Source organism: Prochlorococcus marinus str. MIT 0918, from assembly GCF_027359415.1.
GTDB classification, from domain to species: Bacteria; Cyanobacteriota; Cyanobacteriia; order PCC-6307; family Cyanobiaceae; genus Prochlorococcus_E; species Prochlorococcus_E marinus_C.
Genome location: NZ_CP114780.1, coordinates 888,992 through 906,092, shown reverse-complemented (window position 1 = coordinate 906,092; position 17,101 = coordinate 888,992). Strand labels below are relative to the sequence as shown.

At 36.4% G+C, this 17,101-nt stretch carries 30 protein-coding genes, 1 pseudogene and 1 riboswitch; of the genes and pseudogenes, 18 read left to right on the top strand and 13 right to left on the bottom strand.

Translation table 11 applies throughout. The features are described 5' to 3' along the window. Positions 1 to 260: 260 nt before the first annotated feature. The 3 genes from O5636_RS05025 to O5636_RS05015 form a co-directional block, all read right to left on the bottom strand. Positions 261 to 383 carry a hypothetical protein gene (locus O5636_RS05025; RefSeq protein ID WP_269621731.1) on the bottom strand — a complete coding sequence of 41 codons (123 nt, stop codon included), beginning with the start codon at positions 381 to 383 and terminating at the stop codon, positions 261 to 263. After that, positions 376 to 663, bottom strand: coding sequence for a cytochrome b559 subunit beta, long form (psbF, locus tag O5636_RS05020; RefSeq protein WP_269621730.1), 288 nt, complete (start codon positions 661 to 663; stop codon positions 376 to 378). Before psbF ends, O5636_RS05025 begins: the two co-directional genes overlap by 8 nt. A gap of 199 nt (positions 664 to 862) precedes the next feature. After that, positions 863 to 1,465 carry a hypothetical protein gene (locus O5636_RS05015; protein ID WP_269621729.1) on the bottom strand — a complete coding sequence of 201 codons (603 nt, stop codon included), beginning with the start codon at positions 1,463 to 1,465 and terminating at the stop codon, positions 863 to 865. A gap of 161 nt (positions 1,466 to 1,626) precedes the next feature. On the opposite strand from O5636_RS05015, the gene O5636_RS05010 reads away from it, so the two are divergent. Continuing rightward, a complete protein-coding gene (locus O5636_RS05010; RefSeq protein ID WP_269621728.1) occupies positions 1,627 to 1,791 on the top strand; it encodes a hypothetical protein in 165 nt (54 codons plus the stop codon). Between the two features lie 436 nt (positions 1,792 to 2,227). On the opposite strand, the gene O5636_RS05005 is transcribed toward O5636_RS05010, so the two are convergent. Further along, positions 2,228 to 2,401: a hypothetical protein gene (locus O5636_RS05005; protein ID WP_269621727.1), complete on the bottom strand. Its 174-nt coding sequence runs from the start codon at positions 2,399 to 2,401 to the stop codon at positions 2,228 to 2,230. A 364-nt stretch (positions 2,402 to 2,765) separates the two neighbouring features. Between O5636_RS05005 and O5636_RS05000 the strand changes: the two genes are divergently transcribed. The 5 genes and pseudogenes from O5636_RS05000 (at position 2,766) to O5636_RS04980 (ending at position 4,574) form a co-directional block, all read left to right on the top strand. Continuing rightward, complete coding sequence (locus tag O5636_RS05000) at positions 2,766 to 2,909, top strand: high light inducible protein (RefSeq protein WP_269621725.1); 144 nt, start codon at positions 2,766 to 2,768, stop codon at positions 2,907 to 2,909. Positions 2,910 to 3,223: 314 nt separating this feature from the next. Beyond that, positions 3,224 to 3,331 carry a high light inducible protein gene (locus O5636_RS04995; RefSeq protein ID WP_269621724.1) on the top strand — a complete coding sequence of 36 codons (108 nt, stop codon included), beginning with the start codon at positions 3,224 to 3,226 and terminating at the stop codon, positions 3,329 to 3,331. A 3-nt stretch (positions 3,332 to 3,334) separates the two neighbouring features. Next, positions 3,335 to 3,559 (top strand): chlorophyll a/b-binding protein, encoded by a 225-nt coding sequence (locus tag O5636_RS04990; protein WP_269621723.1) that lies wholly within the window; start codon positions 3,335 to 3,337, stop codon positions 3,557 to 3,559. 5 nt (positions 3,560 to 3,564) lie between these two features. Further along, positions 3,565 to 3,678, top strand: a pseudogene (locus O5636_RS04985) (high light inducible protein); the annotation flags it as partial. A gap of 443 nt (positions 3,679 to 4,121) precedes the next feature. Then, positions 4,122 to 4,574 (top strand): peroxiredoxin, encoded by a 453-nt coding sequence (locus O5636_RS04980; RefSeq protein ID WP_269621722.1) that lies wholly within the window; start codon positions 4,122 to 4,124, stop codon positions 4,572 to 4,574. A gap of 400 nt (positions 4,575 to 4,974) precedes the next feature. Here O5636_RS04980 and O5636_RS04975 read toward each other — a convergent pair whose 3' ends face one another. Continuing rightward, positions 4,975 to 5,271 carry a hypothetical protein gene (locus O5636_RS04975; RefSeq protein WP_269621721.1) on the bottom strand — a complete coding sequence of 99 codons (297 nt, stop codon included), beginning with the start codon at positions 5,269 to 5,271 and terminating at the stop codon, positions 4,975 to 4,977. 208 nt (positions 5,272 to 5,479) lie between these two features. Here O5636_RS04975 and O5636_RS04970 point away from each other — a divergent pair, with 208 nt between their 5' ends. Together O5636_RS04970 and O5636_RS09725 are read left to right on the top strand one after the other, a co-directional pair. Next, the gene (locus O5636_RS04970) at positions 5,480 to 5,644 is read left to right on the top strand and encodes a hypothetical protein (protein ID WP_269621720.1); all 165 of its coding nucleotides are present in this window, start codon (positions 5,480 to 5,482) and stop codon (positions 5,642 to 5,644) included. A gap of 29 nt (positions 5,645 to 5,673) precedes the next feature. Next, a complete protein-coding gene (locus O5636_RS09725; protein WP_332299701.1) occupies positions 5,674 to 6,585 on the top strand; it encodes an OsmC family protein in 912 nt (303 codons plus the stop codon). A gap of 24 nt (positions 6,586 to 6,609) precedes the next feature. Here O5636_RS09725 and O5636_RS04955 read toward each other — a convergent pair whose 3' ends face one another. Continuing rightward, entirely contained in the window at positions 6,610 to 7,902 is a 1,293-nt protein-coding gene (locus tag O5636_RS04955) for a cytochrome P450 (RefSeq protein WP_269621719.1), read from the bottom strand. 350 nt (positions 7,903 to 8,252) lie between these two features. Here O5636_RS04955 and O5636_RS04950 point away from each other — a divergent pair, with 350 nt between their 5' ends. Then, the gene (locus O5636_RS04950; protein ID WP_269621718.1) at positions 8,253 to 8,972 is read left to right on the top strand and encodes an outer membrane protein; all 720 of its coding nucleotides are present in this window, start codon (positions 8,253 to 8,255) and stop codon (positions 8,970 to 8,972) included. A gap of 67 nt (positions 8,973 to 9,039) precedes the next feature. Here the strand turns inward: O5636_RS04950 and O5636_RS04945 are convergent, their stop codons facing one another. Further along, a complete protein-coding gene (locus O5636_RS04945) occupies positions 9,040 to 9,699 on the bottom strand; it encodes a hypothetical protein (RefSeq protein WP_269621717.1) in 660 nt (219 codons plus the stop codon). 248 nt (positions 9,700 to 9,947) lie between these two features. On the opposite strand from O5636_RS04945, the gene O5636_RS04940 reads away from it, so the two are divergent. Both O5636_RS04940 and O5636_RS04935 read left to right on the top strand, forming a co-directional pair. Continuing rightward, positions 9,948 to 10,112 (top strand): hypothetical protein, encoded by a 165-nt coding sequence (locus O5636_RS04940; RefSeq protein WP_269621716.1) that lies wholly within the window; start codon positions 9,948 to 9,950, stop codon positions 10,110 to 10,112. 35 nt (positions 10,113 to 10,147) lie between these two features. After that, on the top strand, positions 10,148 to 10,378 hold the full coding sequence (locus O5636_RS04935) for a hypothetical protein (RefSeq protein WP_269621715.1): 231 nt from the start codon (positions 10,148 to 10,150) through the stop codon (positions 10,376 to 10,378). A gap of 155 nt (positions 10,379 to 10,533) precedes the next feature. Here O5636_RS04935 and O5636_RS04930 read toward each other — a convergent pair whose 3' ends face one another. Next, on the bottom strand, positions 10,534 to 10,698 hold the full coding sequence (locus O5636_RS04930) for a hypothetical protein (RefSeq protein ID WP_269621714.1): 165 nt from the start codon (positions 10,696 to 10,698) through the stop codon (positions 10,534 to 10,536). Positions 10,699 to 10,774: 76 nt separating this feature from the next. Continuing rightward, positions 10,775 to 11,059 (bottom strand): hypothetical protein, encoded by a 285-nt coding sequence (locus tag O5636_RS04925; protein WP_269621713.1) that lies wholly within the window; start codon positions 11,057 to 11,059, stop codon positions 10,775 to 10,777. A gap of 220 nt (positions 11,060 to 11,279) precedes the next feature. Then, a riboswitch (cobalamin riboswitch) is annotated at positions 11,280 to 11,428 on the top strand. Positions 11,429 to 11,439: 11 nt separating this feature from the next. On the opposite strand from O5636_RS04925, the gene O5636_RS04920 reads away from it, so the two are divergent. The 4 genes from O5636_RS04920 to O5636_RS04905 all read left to right on the top strand — a co-directional run bounded on the left by O5636_RS04920 (position 11,440) and on the right by O5636_RS04905 (position 12,771). Then, complete coding sequence (locus tag O5636_RS04920; RefSeq protein WP_269623498.1) at positions 11,440 to 12,072, top strand: HupE/UreJ family protein; 633 nt, start codon at positions 11,440 to 11,442, stop codon at positions 12,070 to 12,072. 5 nt (positions 12,073 to 12,077) lie between these two features. Next, positions 12,078 to 12,251, top strand: coding sequence for a hypothetical protein (locus O5636_RS04915; RefSeq protein ID WP_269623497.1), 174 nt, complete (start codon positions 12,078 to 12,080; stop codon positions 12,249 to 12,251). Positions 12,252 to 12,424: 173 nt separating this feature from the next. After that, complete coding sequence (locus O5636_RS04910; protein ID WP_269623496.1) at positions 12,425 to 12,610, top strand: Signal peptidase I; 186 nt, start codon at positions 12,425 to 12,427, stop codon at positions 12,608 to 12,610. 2 nt (positions 12,611 to 12,612) lie between these two features. Further along, positions 12,613 to 12,771, top strand: a complete 159-nt coding sequence (locus O5636_RS04905) for a hypothetical protein (RefSeq protein ID WP_269623495.1) — start codon at positions 12,613 to 12,615, stop codon at positions 12,769 to 12,771. A 384-nt stretch (positions 12,772 to 13,155) separates the two neighbouring features. Here O5636_RS04905 and O5636_RS04900 read toward each other — a convergent pair whose 3' ends face one another. Continuing rightward, a complete protein-coding gene (locus O5636_RS04900; RefSeq protein WP_269623494.1) occupies positions 13,156 to 13,719 on the bottom strand; it encodes a hypothetical protein in 564 nt (187 codons plus the stop codon). A gap of 189 nt (positions 13,720 to 13,908) precedes the next feature. On the opposite strand from O5636_RS04900, the gene O5636_RS04895 reads away from it, so the two are divergent. Together O5636_RS04895 and O5636_RS04890 are read left to right on the top strand one after the other, a co-directional pair. Next, positions 13,909 to 14,133: a hypothetical protein gene (locus O5636_RS04895; protein ID WP_269623493.1), complete on the top strand. Its 225-nt coding sequence runs from the start codon at positions 13,909 to 13,911 to the stop codon at positions 14,131 to 14,133. Positions 14,134 to 14,135: 2 nt separating this feature from the next. Continuing rightward, entirely contained in the window at positions 14,136 to 14,357 is a 222-nt protein-coding gene (locus O5636_RS04890; RefSeq protein ID WP_269623492.1) for a carbonic anhydrase, read from the top strand. A 159-nt stretch (positions 14,358 to 14,516) separates the two neighbouring features. On the opposite strand, the gene O5636_RS04885 is transcribed toward O5636_RS04890, so the two are convergent. The 3 genes from O5636_RS04885 to O5636_RS04875 form a co-directional block, all read right to left on the bottom strand. Beyond that, a complete protein-coding gene (locus O5636_RS04885; protein ID WP_269623491.1) occupies positions 14,517 to 14,693 on the bottom strand; it encodes a DUF2811 domain-containing protein in 177 nt (58 codons plus the stop codon). Beyond that, positions 14,690 to 14,908, bottom strand: coding sequence for a DUF2811 domain-containing protein (locus O5636_RS04880; RefSeq protein WP_269623490.1), 219 nt, complete (start codon positions 14,906 to 14,908; stop codon positions 14,690 to 14,692). Before O5636_RS04880 ends, O5636_RS04885 begins: the two co-directional genes overlap by 4 nt. 848 nt (positions 14,909 to 15,756) lie before the next feature. Then, complete coding sequence (locus tag O5636_RS04875; RefSeq protein WP_269623489.1) at positions 15,757 to 16,146, bottom strand: hypothetical protein; 390 nt, start codon at positions 16,144 to 16,146, stop codon at positions 15,757 to 15,759. Between the two features lie 258 nt (positions 16,147 to 16,404). Between O5636_RS04875 and O5636_RS04870 the strand changes: the two genes are divergently transcribed. Continuing rightward, a complete protein-coding gene (locus O5636_RS04870; protein WP_269623488.1) occupies positions 16,405 to 17,019 on the top strand; it encodes a hypothetical protein in 615 nt (204 codons plus the stop codon). Positions 17,020 to 17,101 lie beyond the last annotated feature (82 nt).

Here is a 17,101-nt window from a genome sequence, read left to right as displayed (position 1 = left end):
ATGTGAAAGTTTGAACAGAGTTTGAACAAGGCTATGACTGTTGTCTCAGCCAAGCGAGCTTTTTCGCTATTTGTATTATCTCTTAAATCAAGGAAAGAATGATTTTTAGATAATTAGTCCTTTCTCGATATTCCTAGATTCCCGTTTTCTCGATCCCGTTTCATCTCTTCTTTGATCAGCTTGTAATATGCAACTTCTTTAGGATCTTGAGAACAAAGACCATATCCCATAGTTGCTGATATATAAATAAGTGATCAAGGTTATCTATATATATAGGAGCCTGTAAGTTCCATAGCAATCCACATGAATGTTGTCATTGAGATCAGAAAAAAGACAACCTGATCAGAGTCTTTCATCAACATACGACTATCTGGCTTAGGCATTGAACAACCCTCTTCTGATGAATTGCATTGCAAATATCGCCCCTAGAAAAAAGACAGTTGGGATGCCTAAAGCATTTACAGCAAGTGTTCTGACTGTAAACACTGGGTAGCCTCCGGCTGGTCTGTTCTCTGGGATTATTCCACTATCTTCCCAATCTTGATAGTTTTCCAGTGATATACCGTTCTCTGTTTTAAAAACCCCCCAAAAAAAGAGCCAGAATATAGTTGATACTATTGCTATTAGAACAGGCGCTAATACGATTAAAGACTTTAGAATCATTGTTAATTAATAATTTAGAAGAATTATTTCCCTATTCTCCACTCTTTGTTTGGGTGGCAATGTCTCATATCTTTTATTTAAATGCAAAGATCTTTACTTAGTGATGTTCTTTTTTCGAAATAGTAAATATCAATATCTTAATTAGTAAAATTTTTTGTTTTTATATGTATAAATGATTGTTTGGAATTTACATGTATTTTTAATTGATAAGAGGATTGACTAAAAGATATTGAATGAATATTGCAGTAATACCTAAAGGTAATACCCATATTGCAAGAAAACGAGCTCCAAAGAATCTCATGGAATCAGTCTTTCCAAGAGCTTTTTGGGTTGAGGTATATATAGTCTCTGCTTTGTGAACAGTGAAGTCTGATGTTTGATGTGGAGTGGCAATTTTATATAATTCTCTTGTTATTCCTCTAACCTTCTTTAATAGAGCTATAGGTAGAACCCAAGTTGCTAAATATCGTGGACCAATCCAATGTTTTGGATGAGGGAAATTAAACTGTTTCTTATCACTTTCCTGCGGAAAGCCTTCTTCTATAGCATTAAATATAGCACTAAAACTATTTAATTTATCTAAAACTATAGTCTCATTTCCTACAGCTTTGTTGTTTTTGGACTTTTCTATCAAATTAGTAGTTGGTACTAAAACCTTTTCATTGGGTTGTTGAACTGCTTCGTATGGCTCTGATATATAAGCAGCTTCTACAATTGATGACTCTTTTGTATCTTTTATGTTAACTGTTTCTTTAATATCTTTTTGAGGGATAGAAGACTCATTGTTTTGATGGTTTTTCATATTTTTAAAACAAATAAGATACTATTCCTCTGCTCTCCTATTTGAATGATAAATGTTTTACTTGGATGTATCATTACTTCCATAATCAAGTTATAAATTAACGTTATAAATTATGGATTTGATATATATCCTGAAGAAGTTCTATTTTAAAGGTTAACCCCATGGCAGTAATCCTTTTCTCATTAGCTTATTCCGAATTAGGTGTAAGTAGTTCTACTGTAAATACAATTTTGTTAATTGCGAGCCTACTAGTGATTGGACTCCCTCTATGGTTTGTTTCTCGCTCTCAAAGTGGTTTTATTACCTCTAGGAAAGTTAAGTTATAGGCTTATAAAATCTATGCTTTTCTATGCTTTTCTATGCTTTCCTTTTTAAACATTACTGACCAAAAGTAAAGAGAAATAAGTGAGCGAAAGTTTGGCTAAAGTTTGGGTAAATCTCGACGCTTCGCTGAAAACGTAGTCCACGGCTATAGGTTATGTTTCCATTAGCCAGTAGCTAGGTTCCTGTTGTGCCACGGGTTCTCAGAGATATTGCGATGTGTGGATGGCTTAATATTCTCACCCTCATTTGTTTATTCTATTTCAATCAAGTTTCTATTATTAATAACTAACATCTCAAATATACTTGATCTTTCTGACTGCTTGGTGTGATTCAAACTCGTTTAAGTGAGCGAGTATTGCCTAGCTATACGCCTAATTTTTGAGCTGTATATTTGATGAATGTCTTGAGATGGGCACTGACAGCACTCAAATGAAACTCTTAGGCTGAGTAACTTTGCAAGGCTGGAACCATCTTCCCTCCATCTTGATCATCATCGTCGTCAATACTTCTTGTAAGAAGCTCTAAGGCTACAAGTACAGCCATTGGATAGTAACACCAAAGAATAGCTTGCCATATTGAAAAGCTATTGAATGAGGTTTGAAGTTCGCCCATTGCTATAAAAAAATATTTATAGCATATTCAGTAATTTTTTAAAATGTGGCTAAATTCAGAATACTTTTTTTAGCTTTTGAAGTTAATTACTAATTAAAGCTATTACTAAGTAAGCCTAATTTGCTAATAAAATTATGTTTAATTGATCTTATTACTACTATTGAATAGTATAAAAATTAGATAAATGACTTTTTGGATTTTATTTTTTTACTAAAATTCTTTTTTATAGCAATGCTTTATTGGGGCATTTTCTTATTAATAGGCTAAGGGTAGAAACCGAACCTTCACACTCCGTAATATTATCTGTTATAGTTCTTAACAAGTTGGTCGTATCGGCCTCCTCTCTCTTAAGTAAATTTTTTAAATGAAAAAAGTATCACAAAAGCCATCAGTTGAGCCAGAAAAGCTCATTGCAGAACGCGTTAATGGTTGGGCTGCAATGATGGGTTTTTGGGCAGCTATTGGAGCTTATCTAACCACAGGTCAAATCATTCCTGGGATTGTTTAGGTAATGGAACTTAATCCTTTTAAGCCTTTGCAGCAATTTGTTCAGGCTGCTTACAAAAAGATCTCTATAAATTAGTTTTTGGAGAAGTCTTAAATGGGAATAGGCAAATTATTTCTTACATCTATTTCATCTGGAGTTATCACTTTAGATGAATTGCAATGGATCACTAGCAACCAGTTAACGTTTTCCAGATGTGAGCAGGTTGCAGCTATAAAGCTAGGTAATCTTTTGGACTCTGGTCAGTTACACCTGGGCTGCCGGCTTTGATTTATTCACTAATTCAAAATCATTAATTCACAATCACTTTTTACACCATGACACCTGATGCAGAAAAATTTAATGGCTGGGCTGCAATGCTTGGATTCGTTGCTGCTTTTGGAGCTTATGCCACGACAGGTCAAATTATCCCTGGGATTTTTTAAGAAATGACTACCTCAACTCCTTCCCTCACTGCTAAGAAAAGTTTAGTTGTCACCGAATACGGCAAACAAAATATGTTTGCTTATGAGGCCCCAATGCAATTAGAGGAAAATTACACTAATTATCCAGAAGAAGCTGAAAAAACTAATGGCAGGTGGGCGATGATTGGCTTTGTTTCATTAATGGTTAGCTATGTATTCACAGGACAGGTGCTCCCAGGAGTCTTCTAATGAATAATAACTACTGGGATGTTGCCGAAAGGACTAATGGTCGACTCGCGATGATTGGTTTGTTTGCCCTAATCATTAATTATGGCTTGTTTGGCTGGATTATTCCTGGAATTTATTAATCATCCAAAGCATTTTTGGATGAAAATAAATAAAGTTACCCATGAGAAATTTAGAATTACTCCTCACAACTTTTCTAGCTGGTTCAATTCTTGTGGTTTTCTCAATAAACATATTTGAATTAATTTAATGAAGTCACCACTTGAATTGGCTAAGAATTGACCTTCCTAACCTTTTACAAACTTTGCATATGACTCAGACAATTTCCAATATAATTAACACTCCATTTCGTGATCTTGTTGAATTTGGATTCTTTTGTTTGATTGGTTTTACTGCTGGATTCATGGGGACTCTATGAATTTCTCTTCTTTACTTTTTATTATCTCTTGGTCTGGCTTGTTTTATATCGGGATCTTGCTTTGGAGAGATTTATCTAGAGATGCTGCTTCTCGTAACTGATCAGATTCTTAAAATTTAGTACAATTTATTCCTAATTATTCTGAGAATGTCTTTAAAAATAGGTGATAAACTACCTGATTTTTCCTTGTCTGACCAAGATGGAAAAACAAGAACTAGTAAACAATGTAAAGGGAAAAAACTTATTTTATTTTTCTATCCTAAAGATGATACGCCTGGATGTACGGCTGAAGCGTGTGGTTTTAGGGATAAGTATGACTTATTTAAATTATTTGGAGCTGTTGTTTGGGGAGTTAGTAATGATAATCAGTTAAGCCATAAGAAATTTGCAGAGAAAAATAAACTTCCTTTCCCTCTCTTATGCGATGAAAATAATTCATTGAGAAACAAGTTTGGTGTCCCTAAGGTACTTGGTTTATTAGATGGGAGAGTAACTTATTTGGTTGATTCCACTGGAGTCATTCGTCATGTTTTCAATGACCTCTTAAATAGTACCAAGCATGTAACTACTGCCTTACAAATATTAGAAGAAATTCAGTGAACAGAAAATAAGTAGGTACTTTCTCGATTCTGTCGAGAATAGAAATCTTTGCTTGTGGAGGGGGTGCCTATGTCGTCGAAATTTTGCGCACACTTCATTAGCCAGTAGTTAGGTCCCTTTGATGCCATGGGTTCTCAGCGATATTGCAATGTGTGGATGCTGTTTGGAGTTGGCTAGAAATGAGAACGGAGTCCTAGCTCGTTGGTTAAGAAAATAAGAGCTGGACTCGAAGGGGGACATCCAAATACGTCCCCCTTCGTCATGTCTAAAAATTTCTTTACGTGTTTCCTTTTTTGGTTGTCATTAAGGAAATTCATTTGAAATTTTAAAAATAAAGGGGCCAGACAAGGCCCCTTTTATACCTATTTAGTGACCCCTATCACTCGGCTAGTTAAAAGGCTTAAGCCTTAACAGCGCACTTTTCAGTTTCTTCAGCAGCAGGCTTAGTTTTTTTTTCTGCTGCTGGTCCTAGCGCTTTGAGTTCTTCGTGAAGTTCATGCTCACGTTCATCAATGATTTTGATACGTGACTGATAGTTCTCCTCAAGTCTTTTGCGTGAAGCTTCAAGATTGTCGAGTTCCTCTTGGCTTTGCTTACGTTTTATCTCCTCTAGTTGACTATCAGAGACAACATAAACAGTCCTCATAGGAGAAAAGAATGAGTCGAAGAGAACTGTGTCAAACAAGGATGTGTACATGATGTTCCGTGCAGGAATAGTATTATTTTGCCTCTAGTTTTAGAAATCACTAATCATGTAAACCGAAGAAATATATACGGTAAATATCACTTAAGACGGTTAATAACACTTTGATTAGAGAGGACCGTACAGTCTAAATACTTTCGTAAAAGCCCTATATGTAATTTACAAGAATGTGTTAAAAATGAATTAACCGAACAGGAGGGTTATGAAACTAAGAACTCCTTTTACAGTCTTTTCAAATCCATTGAGAGATCTTGATTATATTCATGACTTCTCTTATGAATTACCACAACAAAAGCAAGATTTATTTTGGGAAGAGGAATGCAAACTTCATCCTTCTAAATCTACTTGTAAGCTCTACGAAGTGTAGACAGAATTCTTTGTCGTTATTTAGGGGATTTGCATACAGAAGCTCAGCATGTGCATTCTGGGCAAATACTTAGAACTGATGCACCTGTTGATCATGCGGGGAAAGGAGAAAATTTTGCTCCTACTGATTTATTGGCGACAGCAGTAGGGACTTGTTTCCTTACAGTGATGGGAATTACATCAAAAGAAAAAGGTTGGGAACTAGGTGAGATAACAGTGGAAATTGAAAAGAAGATGACAACTCATGGTCCACGCAAGATTGAATCTTTATTACTAAAAATTGAGATGCCAAGTGATTTAGAGTCTGGTCAATTAAAGGTTCTTCAAAAGGCCACGAAGGACTGTCCTGTTTTGAGAAATCTAGATGACTCAATACAAATTAACGTTCAGTGGAATCAATCGAAAAGTAAAAAAAAGACTTCTCTAAACTTTGTTCCCACGAATGTGTTTAGGGAAACACCTCAAGTCACTTTCTTTGATGCAGGAGTCAAGGGCTCTAATGGATCTGATGTAGTCATTCATCATGGAAGGGCAATTTCTCCTCCAAATGACGATGAAATTGAGCAGTATTATGTGCATCATCACCAGGTTGACCACAATTTGGTCTTAGCGGGGAAGCGTACTTTTACTTTGCTCAATCCCGAATGGGAAGAGCCTCATCATGTGATTTATCTCAACCAAAAAATGGGTGCTCTCCAGATACCTATTGGTACTTATCACCGATCTGTTTCGGGGCCGGAAGGCAGTATTGTATTGAATCAGGCGATTAGAGATAGCGATTTCGATTCAACTAAGGAATTTCAGCCTGTTAGTTTGAGACATCAAGCTGACTTGCAGAAAGCAAAAGCAGCCGACCCTGTTTGTTGGATTTGGGAAGATGGAAAAATCAGAAGACTGAAAGTTGGTGGTATTTTAAATGGCAAGAAAAAGATCACGGCTTAGAAGTATTGATTTCGAAAGGAGTTTTTACACTTTTACCTTTACTAACAACCCATCACGAGGGGATGGACTTGGAATCTGTCGTAGGGTGAAGTCTTGAGTCTGGATAACGTCAAGTTGCAATTTACGAAATAACCCAACCACCATCAATCTGATCTCAAGTTCAGCTAAAGATTTGCCTAGGCAGACACGTTCGCCTCCACCGAAAGGCATCAGTTTTAAAGAACATTCATTCTCAAGGTGACGTTGTGGTCGAAATATATCTAGATCACCAATCCCATGGCGGTTAGAAGCAATTAAAGCTACTTGTACTACACGATTATTAGGAACGAGAATGTCATCTAAGACCAAGGATTGCTTGGTGCGGCGAAAAAAACCACCTACTGGTGGAGTGAATCGCATTACTTCCTTTACGAGGGCATCGAGTCTTGGAGCATTGACAGGATCGTAGACTATAGGTGCTTCCTCAGGAGTTGGAGGCCATTTTAGAGTATCTATCTCTTCAAGAAGCCATGTTTTTACTTTTGCATTGAGAAGTAATTCTCGCATTAGGCAGCTCAGGGCAGAAGCTGTGGTTTCATACCCCGCAAATAAAAGTAGAAGTAGTTGCTCTCCCAAATCTTCATCTGAGAAAGCAATACCAGCTTCATCTAGACCTCCTGCTAGCAAATCCAATCCACCTTTGCGATTAATAGGTTGACTAAGGATTTCTTGAAGTTTTTTAAGTAAACGTTTTCTTGCCTTTAGAGCTTTAGCAAAGGGACTTCCTGGAACAGAGATTGGAATTGAGAAGAGAGCTTTGGTCCAGATCTCAAAATCAGAAAATAATTTTTCACGATCATTGCCCTCTAGTCCAAGAACAGTTGTAGCGATAACGGAAAAAGCAAAACGTCGCATTCCCTCGGCTAAAGGGAGAGGAGTTTTTGCTGTTTTTAGTTCTTTGCAAAGCTTGTCAATTAAGTCGATAATGCCAGGGCTATAACGTTGAAGTGCTGAAGAGGAAAATAATTGAGCTACTACCCTTCTCCTTGCTTTATGAGCTGCTCCATTGCGGTTTGCCAGTGAATGGCTACCCAAAAGTTGTTGAACACTCTTTGGCCACCAAACTTCAATCGCCTCTGGTTGAGATAACAAATCAGTAATAGCTTTGTCTCCCTGAATGAACACCATTGGTTGCCCAAGCATTGATGTCTCAAAGACATTGCCAAGACGATCAAATCGACTTTTGGCGAAGCTAGGATCGCGGAAGAATGCTAGGGCCTCAAGAATTCCAGTTAGGGCACCAGTAGTTGGTAGAGCACGTGATTTAGAGACAGTCATTAAATTCTTATCTGATGAGCAAATGGTCCAAAAGGTCAAATGGGTTTTGATCAGAACTCGAGACCCCTTTGTATGAAAGCAGCTCACACTTCATTAGCCAGTAGCGTGGTTCCTGTTGTGCCATGGGTTCTCAGTGATATTGCGATGTGTGGATAGAAGCTTCTACTTTACTTCTAAGGAATGCTTTGTGATTTACTAAATTGAATTTTCATGCTATTCATTTCTAGTTGTTTTTAGTCAGAAAGCTAATGATATCCAAGAAAGCCAAAAACATTACTGTCTATACAAACTAGATTGTCTAGGTATCAAATGATAGTTTTTGATTGTATTTTTTGTTTTGTGAGGAACAAATGTCTTTTAGAAGAAAACTTCTAACTGTAGGACTTGCTTTGGGCTCTATAGCTACTCCAATTTTGGCTGATAGCTTCAAACCTGTTCAGGCAGGTGATGAGCATTCAAATTGGTATATGACTATTGGTAGTGGGTTTGAAAAGGTAAGCGAGTCAAATCTAAAGTCGAAAGAAACTGGGTATACTGATGTTAACGGTAATATGAAATACGATCTAGGGTTTTCAGGAAATTTAGGCGTTGGTTATGATTTTGGAAGTTGGAGAGTTGAAGGTACTTATGGGTATTCATCGTTTACTACTGAAAGCGTTAAGATAATGGAAGGTGGTGTTACGGTTACAGCCCCTCTATCTACAAATCTTGAGAACCATTCCTTGAAAGTAGGTGGATTTTATGACATCAATAAAGAAGGAAATAAATTCTCACCATATTTAGGTGCAAGAGCTGGTCTAGTTAAGACTAACTTGGATGGCATAACTGCATCAGTTGATGTAAGCGGTACAACTGTTAGTGTTAGTACCAACGATAGCGATGATACTGCATTTACTTATGAATTCCTTGGAGGACTGAACGTAAATGTTTCTGACGCAGTTGATGTATTTATAGAGACTGGATGGGTAGGTGTAGGAGATCAAACTTTTGACTTAGGGAATAATGCGAAACTAGACGTTGATTCAACAGGCGCATGGAAAACACAAATTGGTTTCCGTCATCGTTTGTGATAGCAAGTTAACTAATCTCTTTGATGATAAAGGGAGTGTGTCTTTCAACGCACTCCCTTTTTTGTTTTTATTTATTAGTTGCCTTCTCTCCAATAAATGTATTCAGATCCTCTGGTGGTAGCCAACTTCTATTAGCCCCATTCTTAAAGGCAAAGCGTAGGAATTCCGCTGCGTATTGGATCCGGAGTCGTCGGCTTGCTGAGCCAGGCTCTCCTCCATGACGTTCAACAAGGGTTTTTAAAACCGAGTAGCCACTTGATAGAGCAGTTTCTCCACTAAGGATAAGCAATGTGCGGGAAATAGGAGTTCGGTAGTTTCGGTTCCAAACTCGTAATCCTTTCTTCCCATTACTTGTTTTATGTGATTTAAATCTTCTGGCTAGTTGTTCCCAGTCAAGTGCACAATTCAATCTAGACTCGTTTTTTTGTTTTACTATTTTATATGCTTCAGCTAAGCCCTTCCCTTGAGATTTCATTATTAGCGAAATGTCTGTGGAGATTTTTAAGATCCATTCAGCACTTGTTCCTACCCATGGAACAAAATCTGGATCGCTCTTCGCCTTTGGCCCAAGAACAATGCTGGTTCGGTTGCCATCCTCAAAACGAACTGTCAGCTGAACCTTTTGAACATGACCTTTCCCTATGCCGCGGACCATCCATCCCTCGCCACATTGCTGTCGAATTTCTTCGCGGAGGGAGGTAATCCATTTCGAAGGCTTATCTGGCATTATTTTTTATTGAATACAAGGCAGGAGAAGGGGGCAGGCTTTTTATTACCCATCCAACCTTTCTGCATAGTCTCTTAAAACATCGACCATTATTGATGCATTAATCTGATTTGATGTATTTTGTTGAATTGATTGCTTTTAATTCAAAAGAATTTCATGTGTATTGGTATCAATGGTTTAGATAGTTAGTGTAGGGATTTGGGTAAATCTTCGATCTCAGAACTTACTTGGGTTCTATGATCTTTTATATGGAAAAGTCTAAGTGGAAACCTTCAGAAGAAGAACGAGAAGTTATGGAAGCTGTTTGGATGCAAGTTAAAGGTGCATGCGAGAAATTAAAAGAAGAAACCAATGCTGAAAATGAGCACATCCGTAAGATGCTTCAAGAAATGGTTGACCGTTATTACTCATGAAACGCTTGTAATTGAAAAGAAGGATATTAATTTAAGTGCTTTTTCTTCCTGGTCGAGATAACATTCTATTAATCAAAGGAGTCTTTATGTCTTCTCGAGAGAGTCAAGCAATGAAATCCTTACAGGTGGCGTTAGATCATGCTCTAGCTCGGTTGAATTATTTAGAGGGGGAAGATAGGATTGCCTTTTCAAGTGAGTACAAGGAATGGTTTGCAGATGATGAGCTAAAGGAAAAGGTTTGGTTTTCTATTCCTTTAAAGCATTAAATGTCTTTAGCTTTTCTAATAGAAAATATCCATTATTTGAAGTAACCTAGAAGTTTAAATAAAACTATGGCTAATATCTCAGCTAGTAGAACTTCACCCCTCCCTCCACTGATATTTTTATTATCTCTTAGAAGAAGATAATTAGTTTAAGTGTATTAATCCGTTCTTGAGATTCCCATGTTCCTTTTTCCCCTTTCTTTTTTCATTTCTTCTTTGATTTGCTTGTAATAGGCAACTTCTTCTGGATCGTCTGAACCAACCCCATATCCCATAGCTGCTGCGATATAAATTTTGTGTTTTCTATGAGGACTAAGAGTCATTTAACTATTACTCCAGTACTTCAGGATTGATAGAATCGTGATCGTAATAATTCCATAGGTCCAAATCGTTCCACTGTTATGAGATAGTCGTTCTATCCATGGAGAAAGACGTTTGTTGTCGATGATCAGGGTGTAGATGAATCCAAGAATTAATAGAGGAACGAATAGCACTAGAAAGAGATTCATTAGCAATGTCACTGATTACTTTATTTAATAATGGTTCAAGAAGAATTGCCTTTAATGGCATATATCTTTTCAATTCTTTTACCATTGATTGGACATATGTAGTTTTAATGCTTTTACTTTTGACTCTATAGTATTTGATTTGAATACGAAAAACCCACCTGTTCAATGTGGCCATCCCATCTTTAAGTATAATTTGATCTTAATAAAAAATATCTACTTAAAAGGAGATGTCTTTTAGTTAATTACTCGCCTTTGAATCATTCTCCTTTTTAATTGTCTTTGAAAATCTATTAATTGTTCCTTTTTGAAGATTTGAACCAGTTCCCTTTGAGGGAACTGGTCTCAGAATAAATGATCTAAGTTTGTCAATAAAGAATCACATTTATAAGTTTTCTGCCAACATAGATTTAAAAGGTTCCAATGGAGATCAGCCATTGGAGGTAACAGGGAAAATACGGTGAGAGTCCGTTGCTGTCCCGCAGCTGTGAAGTATCGACTTTTTGCGATATCAGTCAGAACACCTGCCTTTATTCACTATTCGACGAGGATCGATTCATGAAGCTTCCTGTTTTGGGATCCAAACTCCTGGATTCTCTAGGAGTATTCTTTCTCCTTTTATTACTTGGTTTTATAAAACCAGCCTTGGCTCATCATCCCTTTGGTATGGGCGAGAATTCTGATTTGTCAGTTTGGCAAGCTTTGCTTAGCGGAGTTGGACACCCATTGCTAGGACCTGATCATCTTCTTTTCATGCTGGGCATCGCCCTGATAGGACTCAAAAGAACCAAGAAATGGGTCCTGCCACTTTTGGCGGTTGGCTTGGCAGGAAGTGCATTGGTACAGTTGCAACCGTTGCCTGATTTACTGGCCCCCTGGGCAGAAGCACTTGTTTCATTATCTTTAGCCATAGAAGGATTAATTGTTTTAAATCGGTTGAGTTCAAAATGGCTCTTGCCTATGTTTGCTTTACATGGCTATTTACTTGGAAGCACAATTGTTGGAGCAGAATCTACACCTCTCATAGGTTATTTGTTAGGTCTTCTTTTTGCCCAAGCAGGCTTATTATTACTAGTGACGGCAATGTCTCAAAGAATCATTAATTGGTTAGGGGCTAACGGACTACTCTTGACTGCCGGAGCCTGGATTGGAATAGGCTCAGCTTTCTCTTGGGCTGCTCTAGTTGATTAGTGAAAATGAAATCATCCTTACTATCTTTAATTGCGGGCGTTTTAAGGACTATTGCTGACAGTCTTGAGAAGAGACAAGAGGATGTTGATGCTATGCCAGATGTTGATGTCATGGCAGATGTTGATGATCAAAGAGCACATCATTTTAGGGACCCAAAAGTCTTGGGTGACTTTGAATAATTACGACCAAAAGTTAAGTGAAATAAGTCAGATAAGGTTTAGATAAATTTTGGGTTAATCTTGATCTTCACTAAACAGTTAGCCCATGGGTACAAGTTAACTCTTCATTAGGCAGTAGTTAGTGTTAATAAAGATGGCTAGAAAGAATCAACGCTCTAACTCTTTTGAAATCCATGGCAGAGGGAAAAGAACAAAAAGGCTTTCTCAAAAAATTTGGCAAATGGGCACCAATTATTGGAGGGGGTTGGATCGTATTGAACATTGTCCTTCCTTTACTCTTATTACGTATACCATTTGTTCAAAAATTTTTAGTATCAGCAGGAGATAAGCTTCCTTTTGATATCCCAGGTATTGGATAGCAATGAGTACGGAACTTATTTGCTTTTCTTTGCTTGGTGTTGCAGCACTACTTCTAAATGCTGGGCTCTCCTCTCAAGCTCTTCCACTCTTTTGGTTACTTTTCCCATTGGTTATAAAACTTTTTCTCGACACTAATAAAAACATACCAATTGGCAAATAAATTAAAGAGAAGAAAACGTTTAAGTCAGATCCAAAGCATCTTGATCATCTCTGGCTAAACAAATCACTCTTTTATCTGGAGGAGCTTTTATTTTCCCAGTAACTCTTAGCTGAATCAATCATTTTAACTATTTCACTATTTGGACAACCAGTCTGGTCTTGAATGGTTTTGCATTGGGAGTTGATATCTCGCCAGATTTCTCTGATCTCTAAAAATTGCTCATCTGTGAATTGGAAGTTACTCATTCTTCCCATAAAAGATTTTTATTTGCAAGAAGTTGATCCTTTTCTCAATCTGTATGATATGGGCTTTCTATTCTCTATTAGGCAGCCTATTTGGACTAAAATTTGATTCATTTGAAGAAGTCCAAGATTCATCGATTACTTATTTAAGATTTTTCGTTATAACTGCGTTTAGAAAAGCCTCATTTAAAGGTTCTAAATTGTCATTGGTCCAATCACATAGAGCAGTTCTCATGCCACAAGATCCCTTCCTATAGGCTTTTGTCATTTCTAAGCCTGTTAATACATGATTACCTAATAGGATCTGAAATACTAGTTCAGGGTCACTATGTTTGTAGTTATTGAGATGACGAGCTAGGTCTTTTAATGCAGAGCTCAAAGAAAGTCCTTTTGATTGAATGTGTGAATCAAATATTTCCTTAGCTATCTCGCCATATAACTTTGCGCCTTCATCGGTAAAAATAACTCCTATATCTTCGTTTTGTTTGATAGTCGAACTCTTAACTAAACCAAGCTTTTGTTCTATCTTTAATAGCCTTTGCTCAAGAAGGTAATCCGAATCTTTTTTGTGTTGATGGTTTGCTAGTTGATCAGTGACATATTTCGTTAATGTTTGTCCATTCTTAATTGCTTCAGACTTAAGTTTGAGCAACAATTCTGGGTCGATATTGATATTCAACTGAGTTCTTTTTGGCCCCATTTTCATGATTGATTCTCTTTAAATTATAGTGGATCATTAGGTTTCTATGATTTATGTAACGCCACAAACTAATTTTATTTATCAATTTATTTAGTTGAAAAATCCTTTACAGTTTCTCTATATCTGCAAACACTGAATGCTAAGAGAAATACAACAGAAAAGCGGCATGATGGATTTCTGAATGCTTTTTGTTTAATGACTGATAAGTGCGAAGAGATTTGGCAACCAACAGATGAGCAGGTCGACAGAATAATTCTTCCTGCTATGCAGGGCATAGCTCAGCAATGTGCAGGCTATATTAATCAACTTAAATGTCCTTCTGAATTTATTGCTGTAATGCTTAGGGATGTTGCAGATGCATTCGAAAACACAGCACTTGAAAGTAAAAATGATTCCGATAGCAGTTGTGGTTGTTGCTAGAAATGTCTTTACGTCATCCTCTTTTTCATAGAACTATTTTGGCTCTTTTAGTAGATGCTCAAGAATCAGGGTACGAACCACCAACGCTTGAGAATAGAGAGGTATTCAAAAATGAGCTACTAAAAGAATTAGAGGAAGGCATATCTCCCATCATTGAGCGATGTTGTTATAAGAATCCTTCAGTTCAAAGGAACGAAGAGGTATCAAACTTGCCCAAGTGTTGATAGGTTTCTTCCTAGGGGTTGCTCGTGAGTTATTTGAATAAGTCTTACACAAATCTACTAGAATTTTCCAATGATTCGACAGAGCAATTCTGCAAGCAAGTCTTCTTGAATTTAGAATTAGCAGCATATTTTTCTCTGCTTCTTTCGATTGACAGAGCCTTAAAATAAGTCTTGAAGGAATTTCTCTTTAACATCCTCATTTTTACATCCATTTTGGAACAAAAAATTAGCTAGAGATGAACTCATAAAGCTGTCTTGAGTCCATTTTGGATTTGATTTGATGAAGGCCTTCATCTTTTCATAAAGAACTTCTGATATTTCCGTTTCTAATTTCACAGCATTTCTCTCTTAGAAAGTTTTTGAGGAAAAACATTTTCGATATATAGACGTGTAATCGAGCTCGAGTTGATTCCATTTTGAATTAGGAATTTTGCTATAGCAGCTTGAATAAACCTATGTTGATCCCAGTTTGGATGGCTTTTTATAAAAGCTTCCATAGAAGCCTTTATGGGTGCAGGGACATCGGATATAAAACTAACCACAGAACTCATTTTCAAATCCCTATTAAGGGGTGATAAGTGTTGTTTCGGATTGAAAGTTTTGTGGTCCATTCTTGATCATTCTTCTCGAACTGTCTTTACTATCGACTTGTTTTTTATGGCTAGTCAAGAGAGTTTTTATACTCTCCGTTATTAAGTCGTCTTATCTTGAGAATGTGTCTCTATAAGGATTATCTCGGGTTCAAAAATTTCTTAAACAAATTATATCGTTTTGTGGCCAGAGTCTGCCAGTAAGCTTTTTATTAATTGTTACTTATCCACAGGGGCTAGTTAAGTAAACTAATCTTGATACTAGTCGGTGGAATAACTGTGGAAAACCATGATAATCCTGAGGAAAACGAAGTCTTGAATCATAGAAAAGATTTAGTTGTTATTTCTCACCCAATCTCATGATCTGTCTCTTTTTTCTATGGAAAGGTTAACGACTTGTCATTTTTGCAACAATCATAATCAGTTGCTTTCAATGCTAAGAATTCGTTATGACTGAAGTTAGGCATAGATAGATATATCCAGCATTTTTAATTTATTGAGGTTTGAAAGTTCTAATCAAGATTCATTCTTAGTTATCGTTTTATTTAATACCTCTCCCCAACTTTAGTTGAAAAATTGGTTAGCAAGTAGTTGCTAGTATGAGTTTCCAAAGATCACTGAGATCAATAGGCATGGTTTATAGTTGGCTCTCTATGGACACTGGTTAAAATCTTTTTTGTATGGGATCTCAGTAAAAAACATAGGTTGGAAAATTGTTAAGCTTAAAATTTTAGTTTTTTCTATATGTAGCAAATATGTTTTTGTTTTAAATAGTCCAAGCTCCATTTCTAGGAGTGCGATCACTTAAATTAAGCAACTTTTTCTTCTTCTTCATTAATTACTTCAATCAATTCTGGACTGAATGAAGAAAGAGCAGTGTCCTCATCTTCTTGAACTGACAATTCAAATGATGGCGATTCAACTGGTTCAACTGCTTGAACAAACTTTAATAGCTGTTCATCTAATCCATTTGACTCAGCAGAAGCTGTTTCGCCTGAATTAGAAGAAAAGGAATACTTTGCTAATACTCCTATTAGGCTCTTTAGAGATAGAAAGAACATCTTACAAATATCAAACAAGTTCTTAAGTTCTTCTTTAATAACCTTTTGGGAATCTTCTTTAACTAAGTAAGTGATGATCGTCCATACAGTTATACCAATAAAAAACAAAGAGAAAGATACAGTAATTAGAGTGAACATTATTTAAATAGTATCAGCTTCCTATATATATCTATTTTTTTTAGACATTGCAAGGGAGAGACCCTGGGGTACTAGTTTGCAGATGCGGAGCCTTCTTCATTTTAAATGCCTTTATCTGGCCACTCTTGGTATAACCTAAAAAGAAGGGTTGAATACGTATATAAGGACAACCTTTATAACAGTTCTTACCAAAAAGGAATAAATACTCATGGACCTTTGCTGATAGGAATGGTTTAGTTGTTCAAATTTAATTATTTAATGGTTAGCTTTTTTCTTCCCTTGGGAGTAGAGACCACAGTTGGCTCTTATCCAGCAATTAGCTATGGGTTTATAAGTCTATTCTTTTTCCCTATGATTCTTGGAGTTTCTATTTACTCATTAAGTAAATATGACGAATACCTTTCAAAGCAGACATTATTAAACACCGTTGAAGAGAATGAATTGACAATACTTTCACCTTCTATACAGAAGGAAGAAATCAAAAATAGAGCAACATATAATCCACTTGAAAATTTTGTTGTTGATGCCTTGTCTCTGATTCAAGGAGATTTAAATCAATCAAAGCCAACATCTAGGACTAAGAGGTTAATTAAATTAGGAGCTATTTCACTCTTAGCAGTAGGTGGAACTAGTTTATTAGCACTTGATGCTATTAAGAATACATCTAGTACGATATCTCCAGCACAAGCAGAGTCAGTTATAGAGTTTGAAAATGCTAAGATTTCTTTATATGAAAATATTCAGTTTTCAAAAGTCAAAAAAATAAAATATATAAGCTCTTCATTGGGAATAAATAATAGGTTGAATATGCATTTATATCACCCTTATGGAATTATAAATAGAACTATAGTCAATAAGCTTTTAGCAAATTAGCTTTTACTTAATCTATCGAATAAGTTGTTTTGAAGTAGTTAAAGTAATTGCTTCCCTCTCTAATTTCTATTGCCATTAATAA